The organism is Acinetobacter sp. 251-1, assembly GCF_030329305.1.
Classification (GTDB): domain Bacteria; phylum Pseudomonadota; class Gammaproteobacteria; order Pseudomonadales; family Moraxellaceae; genus Acinetobacter; species Acinetobacter piscicola_A.
In genome coordinates, this window is the sequence record NZ_JACANS010000005.1 from 184849 (window position 1) to 207725 (window position 22877).

At 38.4% G+C, this 22877-nt stretch carries 19 protein-coding genes and 3 tRNA genes; 9 read left to right on the forward strand and 13 right to left on the reverse strand.

Translation table 11 applies throughout. The features are described 5' to 3' along the window. Nucleotides 1-142 precede the first annotated feature (142 nt). The 4 genes from groL to HX129_RS05635 all read right to left on the reverse strand — a co-directional run bounded on the left by groL (nucleotide 143) and on the right by HX129_RS05635 (nucleotide 3996). Nucleotides 143-1777: a chaperonin GroEL gene (gene groL, locus HX129_RS05620; RefSeq protein WP_286434024.1), complete on the reverse strand. Its 1635-nt coding sequence runs from the start codon at nucleotides 1775-1777 to the stop codon at nucleotides 143-145. Between the two features lie 60 nt (nucleotides 1778-1837). Further along, nucleotides 1838-2128 carry a co-chaperone GroES gene (locus HX129_RS05625; RefSeq protein WP_130074908.1) on the reverse strand — a complete coding sequence of 97 codons (291 nt, stop codon included), beginning with the start codon at nucleotides 2126-2128 and terminating at the stop codon, nucleotides 1838-1840. A 187-nt stretch (nucleotides 2129-2315) separates the two neighbouring features. Beyond that, nucleotides 2316-3077 (reverse strand): metallophosphoesterase family protein, encoded by a 762-nt coding sequence (locus HX129_RS05630; protein ID WP_180045301.1) that lies wholly within the window; start codon nucleotides 3075-3077, stop codon nucleotides 2316-2318. Then, nucleotides 3058-3996 carry a diacylglycerol/lipid kinase family protein gene (locus HX129_RS05635; protein ID WP_286434026.1) on the reverse strand — a complete coding sequence of 313 codons (939 nt, stop codon included), beginning with the start codon at nucleotides 3994-3996 and terminating at the stop codon, nucleotides 3058-3060. The genes HX129_RS05630 and HX129_RS05635 overlap by 20 nt, the downstream gene beginning before the upstream one ends. Before the next feature lie 407 nt (nucleotides 3997-4403). Here HX129_RS05635 and HX129_RS05640 point away from each other — a divergent pair, with 407 nt between their 5' ends. Both HX129_RS05640 and HX129_RS05645 read left to right on the forward strand, forming a co-directional pair. Further along, on the forward strand, nucleotides 4404-6236 hold the full coding sequence (locus HX129_RS05640; RefSeq protein WP_174492222.1) for a phosphoenolpyruvate carboxykinase (GTP): 1833 nt from the start codon (nucleotides 4404-4406) through the stop codon (nucleotides 6234-6236). Between the two features lie 100 nt (nucleotides 6237-6336). Beyond that, nucleotides 6337-6699, forward strand: a complete 363-nt coding sequence (locus HX129_RS05645; RefSeq protein ID WP_174492221.1) for a hypothetical protein — start codon at nucleotides 6337-6339, stop codon at nucleotides 6697-6699. Between the two features lie 72 nt (nucleotides 6700-6771). Here the strand turns inward: HX129_RS05645 and glpD are convergent, their stop codons facing one another. Beyond that, entirely contained in the window at nucleotides 6772-8289 is a 1518-nt protein-coding gene (gene glpD / locus HX129_RS05650; RefSeq protein ID WP_130074912.1) for a glycerol-3-phosphate dehydrogenase, read from the reverse strand. Nucleotides 8290-8635: 346 nt separating this feature from the next. Between glpD and HX129_RS05655 the strand changes: the two genes are divergently transcribed. Beyond that, a complete protein-coding gene (locus HX129_RS05655; RefSeq protein WP_286434027.1) occupies nucleotides 8636-9955 on the forward strand; it encodes an MFS transporter in 1320 nt (439 codons plus the stop codon). 160 nt (nucleotides 9956-10115) lie between these two features. Further along, entirely contained in the window at nucleotides 10116-10544 is a 429-nt protein-coding gene (locus HX129_RS05660) for a hypothetical protein (RefSeq protein WP_286434029.1), read from the forward strand. A 75-nt stretch (nucleotides 10545-10619) separates the two neighbouring features. Here HX129_RS05660 and HX129_RS05665 read toward each other — a convergent pair whose 3' ends face one another. From HX129_RS05665 to folD, 3 genes are all read right to left on the reverse strand, one after another. Continuing rightward, the gene (locus tag HX129_RS05665; RefSeq protein WP_286434030.1) at nucleotides 10620-12713 is read right to left on the reverse strand and encodes a DUF4034 domain-containing protein; all 2094 of its coding nucleotides are present in this window, start codon (nucleotides 12711-12713) and stop codon (nucleotides 10620-10622) included. A gap of 117 nt (nucleotides 12714-12830) precedes the next feature. Then, nucleotides 12831-13499, reverse strand: a complete 669-nt coding sequence (locus HX129_RS05670; protein WP_130074916.1) for a class I SAM-dependent methyltransferase — start codon at nucleotides 13497-13499, stop codon at nucleotides 12831-12833. 73 nt (nucleotides 13500-13572) lie between these two features. Then, complete coding sequence (folD, locus tag HX129_RS05675) at nucleotides 13573-14421, reverse strand: bifunctional methylenetetrahydrofolate dehydrogenase/methenyltetrahydrofolate cyclohydrolase FolD (RefSeq protein ID WP_180045307.1); 849 nt, start codon at nucleotides 14419-14421, stop codon at nucleotides 13573-13575. Nucleotides 14422-14573: 152 nt separating this feature from the next. Here folD and HX129_RS05680 point away from each other — a divergent pair. The 4 genes from HX129_RS05680 to HX129_RS05695 all read left to right on the forward strand — a co-directional run bounded on the left by HX129_RS05680 (nucleotide 14574) and on the right by HX129_RS05695 (nucleotide 16098). Further along, nucleotides 14574-14647 (forward strand) — tRNA-Cys (locus HX129_RS05680). An 11-nt stretch (nucleotides 14648-14658) separates the two neighbouring features. Continuing rightward, a tRNA-Leu gene (locus HX129_RS05685) sits at nucleotides 14659-14744 on the forward strand. 310 nt (nucleotides 14745-15054) lie between these two features. Continuing rightward, the gene (locus tag HX129_RS05690; protein WP_286434032.1) at nucleotides 15055-15786 is read left to right on the forward strand and encodes a hypothetical protein; all 732 of its coding nucleotides are present in this window, start codon (nucleotides 15055-15057) and stop codon (nucleotides 15784-15786) included. Nucleotides 15787-16012: 226 nt separating this feature from the next. Next, nucleotides 16013-16098, forward strand: a tRNA-Leu gene (locus tag HX129_RS05695). 115 nt (nucleotides 16099-16213) lie between these two features. On the opposite strand, the gene HX129_RS05700 is transcribed toward HX129_RS05695, so the two are convergent. The 5 genes from HX129_RS05700 to rlmE form a co-directional block, all read right to left on the reverse strand. Beyond that, a complete protein-coding gene (locus HX129_RS05700) occupies nucleotides 16214-16528 on the reverse strand; it encodes a DUF5713 family protein (RefSeq protein ID WP_130074919.1) in 315 nt (104 codons plus the stop codon). 79 nt (nucleotides 16529-16607) lie between these two features. Beyond that, nucleotides 16608-18203: a vWA domain-containing protein gene (locus HX129_RS05705; protein WP_286434033.1), complete on the reverse strand. Its 1596-nt coding sequence runs from the start codon at nucleotides 18201-18203 to the stop codon at nucleotides 16608-16610. A 284-nt stretch (nucleotides 18204-18487) separates the two neighbouring features. After that, on the reverse strand, nucleotides 18488-19345 hold the full coding sequence (gene folP / locus HX129_RS05710; protein WP_286434035.1) for a dihydropteroate synthase: 858 nt from the start codon (nucleotides 19343-19345) through the stop codon (nucleotides 18488-18490). Nucleotides 19346-19472: 127 nt separating this feature from the next. Beyond that, a complete protein-coding gene (ftsH, locus tag HX129_RS05715; RefSeq protein WP_130074922.1) occupies nucleotides 19473-21371 on the reverse strand; it encodes an ATP-dependent zinc metalloprotease FtsH in 1899 nt (632 codons plus the stop codon). A gap of 295 nt (nucleotides 21372-21666) precedes the next feature. Next, complete coding sequence (rlmE, locus tag HX129_RS05720; RefSeq protein WP_130074923.1) at nucleotides 21667-22335, reverse strand: 23S rRNA (uridine(2552)-2'-O)-methyltransferase RlmE; 669 nt, start codon at nucleotides 22333-22335, stop codon at nucleotides 21667-21669. Nucleotides 22336-22531: 196 nt separating this feature from the next. Between rlmE and yhbY the strand changes: the two genes are divergently transcribed. Further along, nucleotides 22532-22855, forward strand: a complete 324-nt coding sequence (yhbY, locus tag HX129_RS05725) for a ribosome assembly RNA-binding protein YhbY (protein WP_130074924.1) — start codon at nucleotides 22532-22534, stop codon at nucleotides 22853-22855. Nucleotides 22856-22877 lie beyond the last annotated feature (22 nt).

A 22877-nucleotide genomic window follows, 5' to 3' on the forward strand; every position in this document is an offset into this window, starting at 1 on the left:
TTAATATAAATATATCAATTAAAAAAGCCTGATGATTGACATCAGGCTTTTTCTTTAAAAAGAAAATTATTTTAAGTAGAATTAAGTGCAAAAGCTTACGCTACTAAAAATTAGATTCTCGACATTACAGACGCAGAGCAGCTTACATCATACCGCCCATACCGCCCATACCACCCATATCAGGCATTGCTGGTTTGTCTTCTGGAATATCAGTAATCATACATTCAGTGGTCAACATTAAACCTGCCACAGATGCAGCATGTTCAAGCGCAGAACGAGTCACTTTAGCGGGGTCAAGAATACCCATTTCTAGCATGTCACCATACTCAGAAGTTGCCGCATTATAACCGAAGTTACCTTCGCCATTTTTCACAGCATTAATCACAACTGAAGGTTCATCACCTGCGTTTGCAACAATTTGACGTAAAGGTGCTTCAATTGCACGGCGTAAAATATTGACCCCAACATTTTGATCATCGTTTGCACCAGTAACACCATCAAGGGCTTTTGCAGCGCGAACAAGTGCAACACCACCACCAGCAACAACACCTTCTTCAACCGCAGCACGAGTTGCATGAAGCGCATCGTCAACACGGTCTTTCTTCTCTTTCATTTCAACTTCAGTTGCAGCACCAATTTTAATCACTGCAACACCGCCTGCTAATTTAGCAACACGTTCTTGAAGTTTTTCTTTGTCGTATTCTGAAGTAGATTCTTCGATTTGCGCACGGATTTGAGTCACACGTTCAGCAATTTGATTTGCATCACCCGCACCATCCACAATCACTGTATTTTCTTTAGACACTGTAACTTTATGTGCAGTACCTAAATCTTGAAGTGTAGCTTGTTCTAAAGTCATGCCTACTTCTTCAGAAATTACAGTCGCACCTGTTAAGATCGCGATATCTTGAAGCATTGCTTTACGACGATCACCAAAACCAGGCGCTTTAACCGCACATACTTTAATAATACCACGCATATTATTCACAACAAGTGTTGCCAAAGCTTCGCCTTCAACATCTTCAGCGATGATTAAAAGCGGCTTACCTGTTTTCGCAACAGCTTCTAAAACTGTAATCAATTCACGGATATTACTAACTTTTTTATCAACAAGAAGAATGAATGGGTTTTCAAGTTCTGCTGTTAAGGTATCCTGTTTGTTGGCAAAGTATGGGCTGATATAACCACGGTCAAACTGCATACCTTCTACAACGTCAAGTGCATCTTCAAAGCCTGAACCTTCTTCAACAGTGATGACACCTTCTTTACCTACACGTTCCATTGCTTGTGCAATTAACTTACCTACTGTTTCATCTGAGTTAGCAGAAATCGAACCCACTTGTTCAATAGCTTTCGTATCTGAAGCAGGTTTAGCAGTTGCTTTGATTTCGGTAACGAGAGCTTTTACAGCAAGGTCGATACCACGCTTAAGATCCATTGGGTTCATACCTGCAGTTACAGACTTGATCCCTTCATTCAAAATTGCTTGCGCAAGCACAGTTGCAGTTGTTGTACCATCGCCTGCGATATCATTGGTTTTGCTTGATACTTCACGTACCAATTGCGCGCCCATATTTTCAAATTTGTCTTTCAACGCAATTTCTTTAGCAACAGTGACACCATCTTTAGTAATGTGCGGTGCCCCAAAAGAACGATCAATTACAACATTACGACCTTTAGGACCTAGAGTAACTTTTACTGCATCAGCAAGTGTATTAACACCTGCAATCATTTTTGAACGTGCTGAATCACCGAATTTTACGTCTTTAGCTGACATATTTAACTCCAAATATTGTTAGTTTTTTACAATCAAGAATGAGAGAGAAAAAAATTTAAATTAACCTTCTAATACGGCTAAAATATCAGATTCTTTCATCACTAGAAGTTCTTCACCATCAACTTTTACTTTTGTACCCGCATATGCACCAAACAATACGTTATCGCCTACTTTTACATCTAATGCACGTACACCATTGTCTGTAATTTTGCCGTTACCAACAGCAAGGATTTCACCTTGTGCTGGTTGCTCTGCTGCTGAAGTACTAAGAATTAACCCACCCGCAGTCTTTGTTTCTTTTTCAACACGGCGAATAACGACATTGTCATGTAAAGGACGAATATTGCTCATTTTAAACTCCATAGACATTTAAAAAATGCCATTGATTGTAGGGAAAAGATGACTTCTTATTCCTAGGTCATCAACAAAATTTTGATATGACACTGTTGTGGGGATGGAAAAAAACGCTTCAAGGGGAAATGCAAAAATATTTCAAGTATTTTGTTTATTTTTTAAACAAACACAACAAAACAGGCAGTTAAATTTCTTTTATGACAAAACTTTTTGAGCGTTCATCAAAAACATAATGCATAAAACTGCCATCAATATGTAGCACATTAAAACCATTGGGTTGTGCGCCATGTAAACGGTCAGAAGTTGCTGTTGCCGCAATGACATCATATAAAGGATGAGAAAGTCCTAAATGAAAAATCTGATTTAAATCATGTACGGCGACTTGATGTAAATGTCCATGCAAAATCGCATAAGCATCTTTCTCACCCCATGCTTTTGCTGCCAACCTTGCCAAAATAGGACGGTCTTTGACATGTTTACTGGTAGGTTCAATAAAAAATGGTTGATGTGTCGTCACAATTTTTAATTTATCTTGTGGAGCAATACTCAACAACTGAGAGACTTTCTGAATCTGCTGTAAAGAAATATGTCCCCGTGTGTGATAACGTCGACGAATACTATTTTGCCCCACAATATAAAAATGCTGGGTCATCAAGGTTTTTTCTAAACTGCCAAAAAACAGTTGATACAAGGTAAATGGACGAAAAGTTCTTTTCCAAAGCTGATAAAGCGGAATATCGTGATTGCCTGGAATCACTACATAAGGCGTATTTAATGATTCTAAAAATTGTTTACAACGATAAAATTGGCTTAACTTGGCACGCTGAGTCAGATCACCACTCACCACAATAACTTCTGGTCGATGTTGGGCACAAAATGTTTGTATGGCCTCAATACACACTTGCCTCTCCGTTCCAAAATGCAAGTCAGACAGATGAAGTAACATGTGGCACCATAATATTTAACGCATTTTTTTCAACATGTAATTTTAAAGGCGTCGTCATTTCAACAATTTCACCATCTAATGCAACGGTAAGTTTAGGCTTTTTTGAATAGACAATGACTTTTTGTGCACCAAAACTATACACATCTGAAGCATTTTCCAATTTCCCACGTATGGTTTGAAACAACGTTTTAAATAAAGTGGCTTTGTCTCCTTTGGCAATCACGACCCCTGCAATCAAACCAACCTCAGCACATTTGGCAATTTTTAATTTCATTTCTTGTAATTGCAACTGATTATTTCCAAAGAAAATTAAGGGTGTTTTAACAGGATACTTTTGTCCATCCACTTGTACTTCTAACTTTAATTCTTTACGATCTCGAATTAAGACATCTAAACCTGAAGTATAAGCATTTAGAGGGAATCTCCCCCATTTTTTATTATAAATTTCGCGTTTTTTAATAAAGAGCGGATATAAACCTAAACTGGCATTATTTAAATAAATCTGATCATTAATACACGCAACATGCACTGCACGGGGTTGCCCTGTAGCAATGACTTGTGCTGCCTTTAAAAGGTCTAAGGGAATATTTAACACCCGTGCAACATAGTTAAATGTTCCCAAAGGTAAAATTCCCATGGGAATATCGTGATGCATCAACTGAGATGCCACCGCATTCAAGGTACCATCGCCACCTGCTGCAACGATAATCCCTTGATGTGCATATTGATGATGGCGCTGAAAGACCTCCTTCATCAAACTTTGAATATTGGGTTGAGATGAAATTTCGAAAACTTGAATTTCAAAACCATGCAATGTCCAAATCGTCATCATTTCTTCATAGAAGTGTTCTTTATGTCGAGCATGAAATCCCGACTTTTCATTATAAATAAGTGAGAGGGGTCTTAACTGAATGTTCATAATTCATTTATTTTTAGAGTAACTTGTTTATTTTTGATGTTTTTTTAAGCGTTTAAAAGTACCTTTATGTAAAATTTGAATTAACACCATTTATTTAATCAATAATTATCCTTAATCATGTTTCAATAAATAAGCATTGATAATTAAAAACATTTCTAAAAAAAATAATATACATTATTTTTATTGATATGATTATTTTCACAACAAAAAAACCACTATTTAATTAATAATCATTAGTTTATCAAAAATATTACATTTAGTATCTTTTACGCCTTTAGTCTTATTTTTTTTATGAATATATGGTTTAATACGCCCACTTTTTTTCATACTTAAATCTAGATGAAGCACCCTTCATTTAGGTTTTATTTTGTACAGCACAATTGTACACTTTTGAGATAGGCCTCACCATGACCCAAGTGAACGCACCAGAATTCGTTCGTCATCCCAAGCTGATTGCATGGGTTGAAGAGATTGCTAAATTAACTAAACCTGCAAAAATTGAATGGTGTGACGGAAGCGAAGAAGAAAATCAACGTTATATCGACTTGATGATCGCGAACGGCACTATGCAAGCTTTGAACCAAGAAAAACATCCTGGTTCGTATTTAGCGAATTCTGATCCGTCCGACGTAGCGCGTGTTGAAGGTCGTACATACATCTGCTCTGAAAAACAAGAAGATGCTGGTGCGACAAACAACTGGGAAGCTCCTGCAGAAATGCGTGCTCGTCTTAACGGTTTGTTTGATGGCGCAATGGAAGGTCGTACGATGTACGTTGTTCCTTTCTCTATGGGACCTTTAGGTTCTCATATTGCGCATATCGGTATTGAACTTACCGACTCTCCTTATGTTGCAGTAAGTATGCGTAAAATGGCTCGTATGGGCAAAGCTGTTTATGACGTTCTAGGTACAGATGGTGAGTACATCCCTTGTGTACACACTGTTGGTGCACCACTTGCTGAAGGTCAAAAAGATGTTGCTTGGCCTTGCAACCCTGAAAAATATATCGTGCATTACCCAGAAACGCGTGAAATCTGGTCTTTTGGTTCAGGTTATGGCGGTAACGCATTGCTCGGTAAAAAATGCTTAGCATTACGTATTGCATCTTCTATGGGTCGTCAACAAGGTTGGTTAGCTGAACACATGTTAATCTTGGGTGTAACAAACCCTCAAGGTGAAAAACATTACATCGCAGCTGCATTCCCATCTGCTTGTGGTAAAACCAACTTTGCAATGTTGATTCCACCTGCAGGTTATGAAGGTTGGAAAATTGAAACTGTAGGTGATGACATTGCTTGGATCAAACCAGGTGAAGACGGTCGTCTATATGCAATCAACCCTGAAGCTGGTTTCTTTGGTGTAGCACCAGGTACAAATACCAAAACCAACCCAAACTGTATGGCAACACTTCATAAAGATGTGATTTATACCAACGTTGCTGTCACTGACAACGGTGAAGTATGGTGGGAAGGTCTTTCTAAAGAAGTACCTGCAAACCTTACAAACTGGAAAGGTCAACCTCATACAGGTGAAGAAAAAGCAGCTCATCCAAATGCACGCTTCACAGTTTCAGCAGGTCAATGTCCTTCTATTGATGCTGACTGGGAAAATCCAGCAGGTGTTCCAATTTCTGCGTTCATCTTCGGCGGTCGTCGTGCAGACACTGTTCCTTTAATTTCAGAAGCATTTGACTGGGTTGACGGTGTTTATAAAGCTGCGACTATGGGCTCTGAAACGACTGCTGCTGCAGTGGGTCAACAAGGTATTGTTCGTCGTGACCCGTTTGCAATGCTTCCATTTGCTGGTTACAACATGGCTGACTATTTCTCTCATTGGTTAGAGCTTGGTGAACAAGTTGCTGCTAAAGCGAAAGCTGCGGGTAACAAACTTCCAGGGATCTACAATGTAAACTGGTTCCGCCGTGATGCTGAAGGTAACTTCGTATGGCCTGGTTTCGGTCAAAACATGCGTGTTCTTGAGTGGATCATTGACCGTTGTGAAGGTCGTGCGACTGCTGTTGATACACCAATTGGGCGTGTTCCAACATTTGAACAATTAAACTGGACAGGTTCTGACTTCACTAAAGAGCAATTTGAACTTGTAACCTCTCAAGACAAAGATCAATGGATCAAAGAACTTGAAAGCCACACTGAATTGTTCAATAAATTGGGTGATCGTTTACCTAAAGCACTTAAAGCTCGCCAAGACGAACTTTTAGAAGCTGTTAAAAAATCTGCTTAATTTAGACAATTAAGTTATAAAAGACCGCCAAGTGCGGTCTTTTTTATTATAGATGAAACACCTATAAATTATTCAAACAACATTTTTAATGGGGATCACAATGAAAAAAGTTGTATTCATCAGTCTCAGCCTAGCACTTTGTTCTGGCTTCGCCTTTGCAAATGAAGATACATCATCAGCAATACAGTCATCACTTTGCTTATTCAGTGGCACACCGTCTGTAGAATTTAAAACCATTAAAAAAATTAAAGTTGGCAAAGGTACTTATGGTGGCTTTACCGACTTGTATCCACGCTTACACCAAATTGCTGACAAATACCAAGCCAATGCTGTAATTAACTACACAGCAAGTCAACGTTTTGGCTTTTGGCCTTGGCGCATTGTACGTCCTGTTGGTATGGGAACAATGGTAAAAATTAATACTGCATTTAATTGTAAAGCCCTTGGTGGAACAGAAATTTAATGTCAATTCAGGGGTGTTAACAACGCCCCTTCACCTCACAATAAAACCACTTAATAAAATATAAAGCTCTTCTTATGCAACATCTTTTTGCAGCCTTCTTTCATGTAGTTCAATCAAATATGTATCCAATGCTTGAATTTGTTCGCCATTGAACTCCAAATATAGCTTAGTTCTACGCTTTAAAATATCTTCACTCGTCATTGCCCATTCATGTTCAACCAAATAATTAACTTCTTGCGCATATAAACCAAAGCCAAAATCCTGTCCTAATTCTTGAGCATGATTAATATGCGCTAAAAAATTCCAGACACGTGTACCATAAGCATGTGCCCAACGCATTGCTGTTTCTTTTGCAAGTGCTTTAACTTTGACTAAAATCTGCTCCACCAATGTATCAACTGAATGTAAATTTTCAGCACCAGGAAGCAAAGCTTTTTCAGTCCATGCTTGACCAACCGCATTAAAAAATGGTTGAATTTTTGCTAAAGCAGCTTCTGCCAACTTACGATAGGTGGTAATTTTCCCACCAAAAATCACCAAGAGTGGTGCCTGATTGACATCATCATCTAACGTTAAGGTATAGTCTCGTGTAACTGCGGCAGCTTGGTCAGACTCATCATCACAGAGCGCTCGCACACCAGAAAATGTATGCAAAATATCAGCTTGTGTCAGTTGTTTTTTAAAGTGATCATTACAGACATTGAGCAGGTAGTCGATTTCATCTTGGGTAATCTCAACCCGATTCGGATCTGCATGATATTCCTGATCTGTCGTACCAATTAAAGTAAATTTTTCTAAATATGGAATCGCAAATACGATGCGCTGATCATCATTTTGCATGATAAAAGCTTTATCTTCAGGGTACATTTTAGGCACGATGATGTGACTACCTTGAATCATACGAATTGCATATTCAGACTGGACTTGGACGATATGTTCTAAAAATTGCGTGACCCAAGCCCCCGTTGCATTAACTAAAACTTTAGCTTGGATGCTATAACTCCCTTTTGCGTTTTCAATGTCTATTTTCCATAGTCCATTTTCTCTTTTTACAGCCGAACAGCGTGAACGTGTTACAATTTTTGCGCCTTTTTCTTTGGCTTGTAATGCATTTAATATCACTAAACGACTGTCATCTACTGCACAATCTGAATATTCAAAACCTTGGCTAATTTCATTTTTAAGTGGGCTATTCTCTGTGTGAAATTTCACATGTTTTGAGCCTGCTAATTGCTCTCTTTTGCCTAAATGATCATAGAAAAACAAGCCTGTCCGAATCAACCATGCAGGTCTTAAATGTGGTTGATGTGGCATGATAAAACGTAGTGGACGAATAATATGCGGTGCTTTCGCCAGCAGCACTTCACGTTCAAGCAATGCTTCACGCACTAAACGAAATTCTTTATGCTCTAAATAACGTAAGCCACCATGAATGAGTTTACTGCTCGCTGAAGAGGTATGACTCGCCAAATCGTCTTTTTCACATAAAAATACTGAAAGCCCGCGCCCAGCAGCATCATTTGCAATTCCAACGCCATTAATTCCACCACCGATCACACAGACATCATATGTTGTTAAATGTTCTTGCATTGCCTTCCCCTTTTAACCGTGATCGTGAAATAGTTTTATTGTTTATATTTTAATATCTGATTCAATCTAACACAGTTTCAACATTTTTCTGTTATAGCATGCAATTTTTTAATACCTGATTTTCCATCAGCATCCTCCGTTTTTATTCTCTGATTGATATTTATTTTAGATCAATACACATGCTCAATTACAAAGCAAATTTACAACTAAAGTCGAATGACTTCTCAAAAACATCGGCGTATAACGATCTTTGTAAATCTCCCTTTCCCACAAAATATATTTTTTTGAGTTTTCCTTTAGAGAATTTAAAAGGATGTATTTTGCCAACATTTCTTGGAGAATTGTTGTGTCAGAATCTTCCACTCAAGTTGCAACTGCGCCACTTGATAATAAAACACGTTTTAAATCAATCCTTGGTGGTTCAGCAGGTAACCTTGTTGAATGGTATGATTGGTACGTATATGCTGCGTTTACCCTTTATTTTGCATCACAATTTTTTCCAGACGGTAATAATACAGTCAAGCTCTTACAGGCAGCGGCTGTTTTTGCTTTAGGTTTTTTAATGCGTCCTATTGGCGCATGGATTATGGGAATTTATGCAGATCGCAAGGGCCGTAAAGCAGGTTTAACTCTCTCTGTTTCGCTCATGTGTGTCGGCTCCCTTCTGATTGCCTGTGCTCCAACCTATGATTCTGTTGGGATGCTAGCACCTGCCATTTTATTGTTTGCACGTCTTATTCAAGGCTTAAGTGTAGGTGGTGAATATGGCTCAAGTGCAACATATTTGACCGAAATGGCAGGAAAAAATCATCGTGGTTTCTTCTCAAGTTTCCAATATGTCACCTTAATTTCAGGTCAACTTTTAGCATTATGTGTGCTGATCTTATTACAACGTACTTTAAGTGAAGAAGCATTGTATGCTTGGGGCTGGCGTATTCCGTTCCTTATCGGTGCATTACTTGCCATTGTCGTATTCTGGATTCGTCGTGGTTTAGTTGAAACCGAGTCTTCAAAAAAAGCCCAAGAACAAGCTAAAAATGGTGGTGAAAAATCAGGTGCTTTGGCTTTATTTACCAAATATCCTAAACAAGCTTTCACTGTGATTATGCTCACCGCTGGGGGAACTTTAGCATTTAATACCTTTACCACCTATTTACAAAAATATTTAGTCAATACATCAGGTTTTGAAAAAACCACAGCCACTGAAATCACCACTGCCGCTATTTTTATTTTTATGCTTATTCAACCTGCTGTTGGTGCATTGTCAGATAAAATCGGCCGTAAACCAATTATGATCGCCTTTGGGGTACTCGGTGTAATATTTACTGTACCGATTTTCAACCACTTAGGTTCAACAACAGATGCAACCACTGCGTTCTTGTTATGTATGAGCGGCATGATCATTGTGACAGGTTATACCGCAATCAATGCCGTTGTAAAAGCTGAATTATTTCCACCCCATATTCGTGCTTTAGGTGTCGCATTGCCTTATGCAATTGCCAATACTTTATTTGGGGGAACAGCCGAACTTGTGGCCTTAAGTTTCAAAAATGCAGGACATGAAAATTATTTCTTTTATTACATTACATTTATGATTGGCTTATCTCTCATCACATATATCTTTATGCGTGACACCAAGAAACACAGTTTAATCACTGATAATTAATTGAATATTCACATAGATATCGATTAATTTAAAATCAAACATATGACTTTTTAAAGCGTATTGCTAAAAAGTCATATGCTTTGAATAAGCAAATCAGTCATCGTTAAATCTGTAGAGCTATGGCATACTTAAAACAATAATAGTGTGGAACTGACTAAAGATGAAAAAAATTGGATTATTAGGTTTAGGATTCGTTATTTTAGGGTTAAGCGCTTGTCAAACTACCCCACGCCAATATAACGGTGTCACGGGTTATCAAATTGAAAATCAAACCACAACTTCAGCAACAATTGCCTATACATTAGCAGGTCGAGCAAACCAACAACTTGATGCCAATAAATTACAACGTGCTTGCCAAAAAGTTTTGGGAATGCATAAAACCTATAAAATTTCAGTACTCAGTGCCAATGAAATCGCAAATCCTGCTGCAATTCCAGAAGAACAGTACGGCGTACAATTGGGGCATTCACGTACATCTGTTGGCTTATCCAACACCCAAAGCATGAATAGCAGTGAAAATTATGCCACACGTCAGGCACTTGAAACACGCCCAAGTACCTTACATGTCGTGCGCTATACCTGTTCATAAATTTCTTGCTGCTAGACATAAAAGCGCAAACTGATTTGCGCTTTTATTTTTACAAACACTCACCACATCTTCTCATTATTCAAAATATACCGTTTCTGTATCTTTTAATTGCATAAATTGCGCAGCAATATGCAGCATCCAGTCAGGAATATGTTCTTTGCCCTGCTTTAATTTTTCTTCAAAGCGAGATTTGGCAAAAAATATCCCCGATGGCTTATGCCATTTTTCAAATAATTCCCGATATTCCTCTTCATCTGGTGCAAGTTGCAAAGCTTGATCGATCCAAAACAATGCCAAATAGCGATTTTTTTCAATTCCCATACCATCTTCACAACTAAAAGCATATAAATATGCCAACCATGCATGTTGCTCATAATCTTGATGCAACATGATCTCAGGAATAATCTCTTGTAAAAGGCGCTGTTGCTGTTCGAATGTACCTTCATTATTCATGAGGTGAATATAAGAACTAAATACCTGACTTTGTTTTAATTGTGCTGCCTGCTCTAATTGCTGCAAAATAGCTTGTACTTGTGTTTGCGGCTTGCTGTCTTGCGCCATCAACGTGTTATATTGCTGTAAAGCCTGCTCAGCAATTGCTTCTGGATGCCCCAAAGCAACTGCTTGTTCTAACCATTGTCGAGACAAGTCCTCATCACGGTAGTGTGCCATTTCACTATGTTCACCAAAACCTTGACCTTTTAACAATAGACTGAGCTCATAGGCACTATGTGCATGTCCCTGCACGGCCAATGCACACAAAATTTTATGTACCGTCACATATTGACGATCAACATAAAACAGTCGCAAAGCATATTCAGCCGTATAGGTACTGTTTGCATCATCATGTGCAATGACTTTTTCAGGGTCTAAAACGTATTCGCCTTTACGGAATCCCCAAATACCTGCCTCAGAAGCTGCTGCGACAATCGTCATGATAAATGCACTATCTTCAAAAGGCTGCACCAAACTCAATAGACGATAACGTAAATGCAGATGATCTTGAATAATTTCAGGAAATTTGACAAATAACCAACACAGATTGCTCACCAAACGTTCATGTGCATCTACTGCCCAAAATAAATCATACTCATGCTCTTTCAGTAAAAAATCGACCACTTCAACCAAACGTTGCGCAAAATGCGAACTTCGCCCATAAAGTTGCTGCTCATCATTGGTTATATTCCACTCTAAAAAGCGTGTATATTGCAGTAGCACCTCTGTATGGCGAAAATTATTTAAGTCAAACTGAATAATGTCTTCAAATAATTTTTCATATTGCAACACACGTGCTTGATCTGAAATATTAGGATATTCACATTCCAACCAATCATAATATTTGGTAATTAATAACTCATTAAATTTTTCTTGTGGCAAATTTTGACAAATTGGACTTTGTAAAAATGCATCTATGCTGTCATGTTCATGACCATACCAACGTGGGTATAAATAATAAACATAATTTCTCAAGATTGGACTAAACGCTGCATCGCATGCCAAAGCTCGATTTAACCAATACAACACAGGATATTCTTTTTCTTCATCACTAGGTGCAGGCAGTTGACTCGGCACACGCAGATTTTGTGGAATAGCCTGCCCTAAACTGTGTAAAAATGCCAAACTTTCAGCACTGTAATGCTCTTGTGCAGAAACAACATGAGTGCTATTCCAAAACCAATACGGCAAACGCAAAAAACCGGTTAATTGTAATAAGCTTAAATACACCCAAGGACATTTATCATCAATTTCAATCGCTTGCATGCACCAATAAAAAGACATATCTTTGGCAATTTCTGCCCGATCCCATGCTGCTTGGCTAACAGTATGCGCATAGTCTGAGCCACGTTCTGCTGAAGCAATATTGCTCCAAAGCTGCCCTAACAAATAAGCACTATATAAACTGGGTGCTTGCTGATGCCATAGATTGAACTGCGCAGCAAGCTGCTGCTGATCCCAATGGGCTATATTTTGAAACTTTTCCACCTCACACCATTCAAAAAACTGCTGTTGAATGGGTAAATTAGACTTTACTTTAGCCTGTAAACTGATGGGATAAATCGCATCATAAAAATGATTTAATTGAGTAAATTGTGCATTTTGAAATAGATTCAACATGTGCTGTAAAATCTCTCGATATTCACGCAATTCTAATTTTCTTTGTTCGAGCATTTTCAAATTCTTCGTATGTAAGCTTAAAATTATTGATCGTTTAAAAGGTATAACTGCATCACAATACGGTGAGCTTGAGCAATCTAACAAGAATTCTTGTCATAAAAAAGACGCTTTTTATAGCGTCTTGTAAAAACTTACATTGCGAAACTCTTTGGCTTCATCTAGATCTGGCCAAGTCGTGGCACTACGTTCATCCAACTTTTGATAATGAGGATGACTAAAATTTTTCACGCGACTGTCCGCCACCCAGACTTCTGGGGCAAATTTTAAAAATTCATCCAAGAAAAAACGATTACATTGATCGTATAAAACATCCGCTGCAAGCAATACATCAACCTGCTCTGCTCGATATAAATCATCTAAATATTCCAGTTCTACATCATTCAGCAAGGCATTTTCACGACATGCATCTAGACTAACTTGGTCAATATCACAACAGATCACACGCTTTGCACCTGCCATTTTCGCAGCAATCGCAACGACGCCTGAACCAGCACCAAAATCCAACACGACTTTATCTTTGACATGATGGGGCTCTGCAAGTAACCATTGCGCCATTGCCAAACCTGAAGCCCAACAGAAGATCCAATACGGCGTATCATTCCAAATACGACGAATTACTTCATCATCTAAACGATCGGTTGGAAATACAGGCGGAATCAACCATAAAGAAATCGGTGTTTCAGGCAACTGCTGTGCAAGTAATTCACAGTGTGGAATCACTTCATGCAAAGCATCAAGTAAATGTTGCGGGGCTTTTGGCAATTGGAAAGTACAGCTCATGAGATTTCTTTTAATTCATTTTAATCTTGAAAGTCCCCCTCCTACTAGGAGAGGGTTAGGGTAAGGTATTTTATTAACCTAATGCTTTCTCAGCAGCTTCTACAGTTTGACGAATTAAAGTCGTAATGGTCATTGGACCTACACCACCTGGAACAGGCGTATAAGCCGATGCAATTTCCTCAATCCCAACAAGTTGGATATCACCAACACCACCACCATCACGTGGATGAAAGCCCGCATCAACCACAACAGCACCTTGTTTGATCCAATCTTTTTGAATAAGTTCAGCTTTACCTACAGCACCCACAATAATGTCAGCTTGCTTCACAAACTCAGCAAGGTTTTGAGTACGTGAATGACAAATAGTGACTGTTGCATTTGCTTCAAGCAACATCGCTGCCATCGGTTTACCCAAAATCGCAGAACGACCTACAACCACCGCATGCTTACCTGCGATTTCAATGTTGTTTTCTTTTAAAATCGTCATGATACCGGCAGGCGTTGCTGAACCATAAGCAGCCTCACCCATTGCCATACGACCGAAACCAAGACAAGTTACACCGTCTACGTCTTTTGCCAATGAAATTGCATCAAAACATGCACGCTCATCAATTTGTGCAGGCACAGGATGTTGTAAAAGAATACCGTGTACATCTGGATTGGCATTTAATTTTTCAATTTCAGCCAATAATTGCTCAGTTGTCGTTTCACTCGGCAATTCAACTTTTAAAGAATCCATACCGACACGACGACATGCATTTCCTTTCATACGCACATACGTTGCAGATGCGCCATCATCCCCAACTAAAATTGTTGCTAGAATTGGGGTACGACCTGTTTTTGCTTTTAACGCTTCTACACGTGTTAACAAGTCAGCTTCAATTTTTTTTGCCAATGCACGACCATCTAAAACTAATGCCACGGCACATCTCCAATGTTGATCTGAATCAATTTCGCACATAATACATGATTATTTTGACTATTTTATTCTATATGCCGAAATTATGTGCATCCACATTCACATAAGTATTGTTTTTTTTTAAAACATTGCTAATATGTGCATCACCAAGAGATGGTGGGATGGCAGAATGGCGATGCAGCGGACTGCAACTCCGTAAATGCCGGTTCGATTCCGGCTCCTACCTCCACATCTTGTTAAGCCCGAGTGGTGAAATCGGTAGACACAGGGGATTTAAAATCCCCCGCCCACAAAGCGTGCCAGTTCGAGTCTGGCCTCGGGCACCATTTTAATACTTCTTAAAATGGTGTAATAAAGAATCCTGCAATATGCAGGTTTTTTTATGCCTAAAATTTATCAACAGCCATCATTCTCAACCCAATCACAATAAAACATCTCTTAAGCGATTAAAACCAAATCAGCAGATCCATCTATGCAAATCATGATTTAAATTTTCCGCATCATCAATTTTTTAAAATCAGTAATGCTTGATAATCTCTTGCCCTCTTTTCTATTCAACACGTACAATATTCACCGACTAAACTTTCTAATTTGATAAGAAGCTATTTCTACCCGATTTAACTTCTCATGAGCAATATGAGCAAAACCCAGCAAACCACTCTCTATTTACAGCAATTAGAAAAAAAATACCCGCAAGCGTTTAAACGCAACTATTTATTTTATAGTCAAATTAAAACCAAAGGAATTTTGGATGAATTACGGGAATTCATCCCTTGGGTGCTTGCGGCAATGATTTTTGTGAGCATTGATTTTGTACTTGGACATTACATAGAGACTCATTTTCAACAATTTGATGCCACACAAGCCAAAGGTATTGCCATATTAATCATCATGTTATTTTTCATGCTGATTGTGCCGATCATTATCAAACAAATTAAACACAGCTCCACACATTTATATCTGCAATTTAAAAATATCCCCCTAAAACTTGCTGCTATTATTATTTTACAAACGCTCAATATCGCCTTTATGCAAAGTATGTTTTTACAAGGTGTACTGTTCTTTTTCGCTCTAAGTTTTGGCTTTGTAAAGTTTTATAAGGAAAATATGTTTAGGGAAAATACCTGTGATATTGATTATTACCAATTACAACAAATGCGCCGTGCCTGTTTTTGGTCATATAAACAAGTCTTAAAAGCGAAATCAAAATTAAAGCTTGCTAAAAAAGACTCACCTGAAGCACAAAAATCACAAGCCCAACTGACCGAATACCTTGAATTACACATCAAGCTATTAAAATATGAAAATGAATTGTGTAAAAGCTATAAATTTATCGACTTAGATGAATATATGGATAGTTTAATGTAACCCAAACAAGTCTTACACCTTCACGCAATCTACTAACCATCCAAGCAATTCGATAAATCACTCCATTCAAACCAAAGGTATACAACTCAATTTTCCACGATATTTTGCATTTTTTAGAACAAAATGCTGCTTTTTATAGCAAGCATGATCGAATTGATTGAAAAGAAAGCAAATAATCGCAAATGCGGTTGCCAAGATTTATTTTGTTCTTTATTATTGCGCTCATGCCCGAGTGGTGAAATCGGTAGACACAGGGGATTTAAAATCCCCCGCCCACAAAGCGTGCCAGTTCGAGTCTGGCCTCGGGCACCATTTTAATACTTCTTAAAATGGTGCAATAAAGAATCCTGCAATATGCAGGTTTTTTTATATCTAAAATTTATGTTTAACATTAAATAAATTTAATTAAGCAAAAATAAAGAGCGGATTACCACTCTCTATTTGAAATCAATTCTTCCATTTCAACATCCATATAACCCTGATCTTGCGCCACCATCATCATCGCTTCCGCAATATAGTCCGCCGCCGTATCATCCAAAGATGAATCAAGATCTTCAAACTGTGGCTTCATTTTATTAATTTCCACCACAGTACTGTGTGCTACATGATAAAGCTCATCATCACTTAAACTTGATTTTGCAATATTTTTTGCAAATTTTTCAATCATTTGTTTGACTTCGGCAACCAAAATATCTGGGTAGTAGTCATCGTCAAACATTGGGAGAAGTAAATCGTTAAACATATGAACCTAATATTTAGCATTCGATAAGCGCATCTATATAACATAATGCATACAAAACAACAAACTTCTCCCTCATAAATTAAGAGGCTCTATTCACCTGTTGCACTGTAGGTTTATCAGAACTTAAGCTTTTTGCCTTTTTCAACAAACCAATAAATTCATCTTTTAAACCAAATTCATCAGGTTGTTTCGCAGATTGCGCCAATTGCACAATATCATCCCACCCCATCGCACCATTATATTTACCACCTTTTAATCGCTGCCCATAACTTGCAACAGCAAGTGCAAAACGTGTATCCGCACTGGCTTGTGTTAATGGCATAGATGAAGCAGCAATAGGCTGAGTTAACAAAATACTTTTTGCTGTATTTGGCAATTTATAACGTAAATTTAAATGAGCATACTCTGCCTTACTCGCTTGTGCTTTCGCCTCATTCTGATAACGAGAATCAGCCAACCAACCTTTTTGACCTGTTGGAATAATTTCATATAAAGCAGTCACTGTATGCCCAGCCCCGATATCACCCGCATCAACCTGATCATTATTAAAATCTTCTTGCTGCAACATCCGATTTTCATAACCAATCAAGCGATATTCTTTGACTGTAGCAGGATTAAATTCCACTTGAATTTTTACATCTTGCGCTACTGTTGCGAGTGTTGAACTCAGCTGTTGCTTTAAGACTTTCTTCGCTTCATTTTCATTATCAATATAGCTATAGTTCCCATCACCCGCATCCGCCAATTGCTCCATAAGCTGCTCATCATAATTACCACGACCAAACCCTAAAGTGGTAAATGAAATACCTGTTTTACGCTTCTCAGCAATCATATTTTTTAAGGTATCAAAATCTGTAATACCGACATTAAAATCCCCATCTGTGGCAATTAAAATACGGTTAATTCCATTTTTGATAAAAGTTTTTTGTGCTTCTTGATATGCCATTTGAATCGCACTTTCACCTGAAGTCGAACCACTTGCTGAAAGTTCATTAATGGCATTTAAAATTTTGCTTTTTTCATTGCCCGAAGTTGGCTCAAGCACAATCTCCTCATGCCCAGAATACGTAATTAAAGTCACTTTATCCTGAGGACGAAGCTGCTCAGTTAAAATTGTTAAGGTTTTTTTCACTAAAGGTAACTTTTTCTCCTCATCCATACTGCCTGAAACATCCACTAAAAATACCAAATTTGCAGGGGGAAGTTGTTTTTGATCAATATTTTTAGCCTGAATCCCGATACGAATCACTTTTGCATTGGCTTGCCAAGGTGAATCTACAGTTTCAGTATTGACCGAAAATGGATGTTGACCTATAGGCTGCGGATAATGATAGTTAAAATAGTTGATCATCTCCTCTACACGCACTGCATCTACAGGTGGCAAGGTTTTGTCTTGTGTCAGGAAGCGTCGTACATTGGCATAACTTCCTGTATCCACATCAGCACTAAATGTTGACACAGGCTCTTTTGCAACACTTTTCACTGTATTTTGTTCATTTTTCTGATAGTTTTCAGTATTACCCTCAGAACCATAGGCTTCTGCTTCTACACTTGTATCTGCCGCAACCGCTTCTGTAGCTGCTAGATCACTTGCGGCTTCTTCGGTTTTTTTAGAACAACCTGAAAGTAATATCGTCAGCATTGATGCCACTAAAATTGTATATTTCATTTTCATCACTCAACCCTCAATTCATCATTCTTCATATTTGTTTTGATTTATATCGATACATTTCAATTGTTATATTATAACAATACATTTTTTTCGCAATATGCGATGTCATTTAGGTTGACACGATTTTATAGTGTTTTTGTAATATTATTAAAATTAATATTTTTCAAATATTTAATAAAATAAATACATCTAAATCTAATAAATTCACTTCAAAATAAAAAACACAACAAGAACAATGTTCTCATTGTGTGAAATTTTATCGTGCTTTTTAAACAAGATTCAAAAAGTTAAGACACTGTTGCTAAAGTTGCTTGCCACACTAAAATAGCGTCATGCATCGCTTTAACATCATGCGCACGCACCATACATGCACCTTGCTGAATACTCATGAGATGTGCTGTCACACTACCCACTGCACGATTTTGTGCATCCGCCCCACCCAATGCCTCACCAATAAAGCGCTTACGTGAAAGCGCAGACAGTATGGGATACCCCATTTCATTCAGCTTATATAACTCATTCAATAGTTTTAAATTTTGCTGAGCATTCTTTGCAAAACCAAAACCAGGATCAATCATAATATTTTCAGGCTTGACCCCTGCATCTAAAGCAGCAGCGACACGTTGCTTTAGCTCATCAATGACATCAGTTGTGACATCTTGATATTGATCTAAATGATTCATTGTCGTTGGCTCACCACGCATATGCATAATAATCACAGGAATATTCAAATCAGCTGCAACTTGTAAAGCATGAGGTCGTGTCAATGCACGCACATCATTCCAAATATGCGCACCTGCTCGCACGGCTGCTTGAATCACTTCAGGCTCAGAAGTATCAATTGAAATCACAACATCTAATTTTGCCAATGCTTGTACGACAGGAATCACTCGCTGTAGCTCTTCTTGAATAGAAACAGGAGAAGCACCAGGCCTTGTTGACTCTCCCCCCACATCAATTACAGTTGCGCCATCCACAATCATCTGCTGAGCAAATGCAATTGCCTGCTCAACTTCATTATGCTTTCCACCATCACTAAATGAGTCGGGTGTTACATTCAAAATTCCCATCACATGTGGTTGTGACAAATCAAGTTGTTGATCACCACATTGTAAAATCCGTTTCGGTAAAGCGACTAATTTCATATCACCACATGTCCTCATCATAACCAATGTTATTTTAACTTTTTAATGCCGATCTGTGGTGAGCTTTCAACTTGAAAATTCCCCATATATAAAAAAACCACCCGAAGGTGGTTTGATTTAAATCATTTTAAACTTTTGGCAATGACGGTAATGGCGGTGGTGTTTCAGCACCATCTGTCGGTGTTACATCAATCACAGGATTTTCTGCAACATATACTTTTGGTGGTTGTGGCTCACGACCTTCCATGATGTCACGGATTTGATCACGATCAATGGTTTCCCACTCAAGTAATGCTTTCACCATTGCATGTGCGATATCTTTGTTATTTTCAAGAATCTCACGTGCAACTTTATACTGCTCATCCAAAATACGGCGAACTTCTTGGTCAACCATTTGTTGTGTTGCTTCAGAAATTGTGCGGCTACCCACATTACCAAAGAAGCCATTTTGGTTTTCGTCTTCGTAAACCATCACACCCATTTTGTCAGACATACCATACTTGGTCACCATCGCACGCGCCATTTTCGTTGCACGTTCAAAGTCGTTTGAAGCACCTGTCGACATTTGGTTAATGAATACTTCTTCAGCAATACGACCACCAAAAAGAATCGAAAGTTCATTCAACATCTTATCTTTATAATGGCTAGTTTGATCATGTTCAGGTAATTGCCAAGTTACTCCCAAAGCCCAACCACGTGGCATAATCGTTACTTTATGCACAGGGTCTGTACCTGGAAGAATTTCAGCAACAATCGCATGACCTGCTTCATGGTAAGCAGTTGCACGACGTTCTTCTTCACGAATCACCATCGACTTACGTTCAGGACCCATGTAGATTTTATCTTTAGCGTCTTCAAAGTCGTGCATATCGACAGTGTTCTTGTTACGACGCGCAGCGAATAATGCAGCTTCGTTCACAAGATTTGCCAATTGTGCACCTGAGAAGCCCGGTGTACCACGTGCAAGTACTTTTACGTCTACACCAGTTACAGAAGGCAATTTCTTCAAGTGAACATTCAAGATTTGTTCACGACCTTTAATGTCAGGAAGACCCACCATCACTTGACGGTCAAAACGACCCGGACGAAGTAAAGCTTTATCCAGTACATCCGCACGGTTGGTTGCAGCAATGACGATAATCCCTTCATTACCTTCAAAACCATCCATTTCCACAAGCATTTGGTTCAGTGTTTGTTCACGTTCATCGTGACCACCACCTGTGCCCGAACCACGATGACGACCAACCGCATCAATCTCGTCAATAAAGATGATACATGGCGCATGGCGTTTTGCTTGTTCGAACATATCACGTACACGTGAAGCACCAACACCCACAAACATTTCAACGAAGTCAGAACCTGAAATACTAAAGAATGGTACTTTCGCTTCACCCGCAATTGCTTTTGCAAGTAAAGTTTTACCTGTACCCGGAGGACCAACCATCAACACACCTTTCGGAATGGTTGCACCGAGACGTTTGAATTTCGCAGGATCTTTTAAGAAATCAACAATTTCAACAACTTCTTGTTTAGCTTCATCACAGCCTGCAACATCGGTAAAGGTCACTTTGATTTGGTCTTCAGACAGCATTTTTGCTTTAGACTTACCAAAACTCATTGGACCATTTTTACCGCCTGCACCACCACCCATGTTGCGCATAAAGAACATGAATAACAAAATGATTAAAAGTACAGGGAAGCTTGCGATAAGAAGTTGCATCAACAAACCTTGGCGTTGAGGTGCAGTACCTTCAACAACAACGTTATTTTTGATTAGAGTAGGCATAAGGTCAGGATCTTGAACCGCAGGACGGATACTTTCAAAATCTGAACCATTCGTTTTTTCGCCACTTATTCTTTCACCATCAATAGTGACTTGTTTAATCTGACCAGCATTTACCGCAGCAACAAACTCAGAATAGTTCATCGCAGCAGGCTTATTGCGGTCGCTGATGTTACTGAAAATTAAAATCAGTACACCGAGTATCACAAGCCACAAAACGGCGTTTTTGAAGAGATCGCTCAAAGCTTTATTCCCATATCAATCTAATTTGATCATGCCCTATTAGAGGGTGATCCTAACAAAAAAGCGAGTAATGAATTTCGCAATAAATTTTAAAAACGTACAAAATGCACAATTTTTAACAACTTGGCAAGAGGACTTATTGACAATTCATACATGATTTACATTTTTCATTTAAATTTTTTCAAAGAAAGTTATTTAACTGCATAATGTTAACGCATTACGCAAGCGACAAACGCCCTAAGAAACAATTTCAAACATAACACATGCATCTGAGAATTCTTAAAAAATTCACATTTTAATCATCAATCTGTACTTGCTGCGAACCCTTTTTACGACCCTGTCCAATTAAGAAGACCTCTTTTGAACGTGCCCGAGATGCAGCAGGTTTAGCCGTTTTCAATACCTCAAAACTACTGACGACTTGCTTACGAAACTCATCAAAACCATCACCCTGGAAAACTTTTACTACAAATTGCCCTTTTGGTCCTAAAACACGATTGGCAAAATCAAGTGCAAGCTCACACAGATAAATTTGGCGAGGTTGATCTACTGCCTTATTACCTGATGTATTGGGGGCCATATCCGAAATTACAACGTCTACGGTACGTCCATTTAAAATATTTAACAATTTTTCAAAAACTTCTTCTTCTCGAAAGTCACCTTGTAAAAAGGTCACATCGGGTAAAGCATCCATTTCAAGAATATCTGAAGCAATCACTAAACCTTTGTCACCGACCAATTTGCCTGCAATTTGCGACCAACTTCCAGGGGCAGCACCTAAGTCAACAACGGTCATACCGGGTTTAATCATTTTATATTTTTCTTGAATTTCAAGAAGCTTGTACGCAGCTCGAGCACGATAACCCTCTTTTTGTGCTTTTTTCACAAAAGGATCATCCAAATGCTCTCTCATCCACGCACGACTACTTTTAGATAACTTTTGGTTGGTAATGCGTGTAGCCATAACTCTCTAAATAAAATTGACATTTAACTTTAGATTGTACGTGAAAAACTGAGCTTTTGCAGTAGACAACTGTATCTAAATGCATTGTTATTGACATGTTTTTTTAAATAAGTTTGATCGATTATTTCGTGAGAATGTGCAGCGTTTAAATTTGAGTTTTGCTATACTAAGTCGTTTTTAAAATTAGGTTATCTTTATGGCGGCTTTATCAATCCAAGAACGTAAGCGTTTACGTCAAATCGGACATGCATTAAATCCAGTGGTGATGATTGGAGATAAAGGCTTATCAGAAAATGTCATCGAAGAAACAAACCGTGCTTTAAATGATCATGAGTTGATCAAAATTAAAGTTTCTGGCGAAGACCGTGAAGTACGTGCTGCTGCGATTACTGAAATTGCAAAGGTTACAGGTGCTGAAGTTGTACAAACCATTGGTAAAATTGCTTTGATCTATAAAAAAGCAGCTAAACAAAATCCAAAGTTGTCTAACTTAGTTCGCCACGCACATTTGTCAAACTAAAATTACATTTTACTGGCAAAAC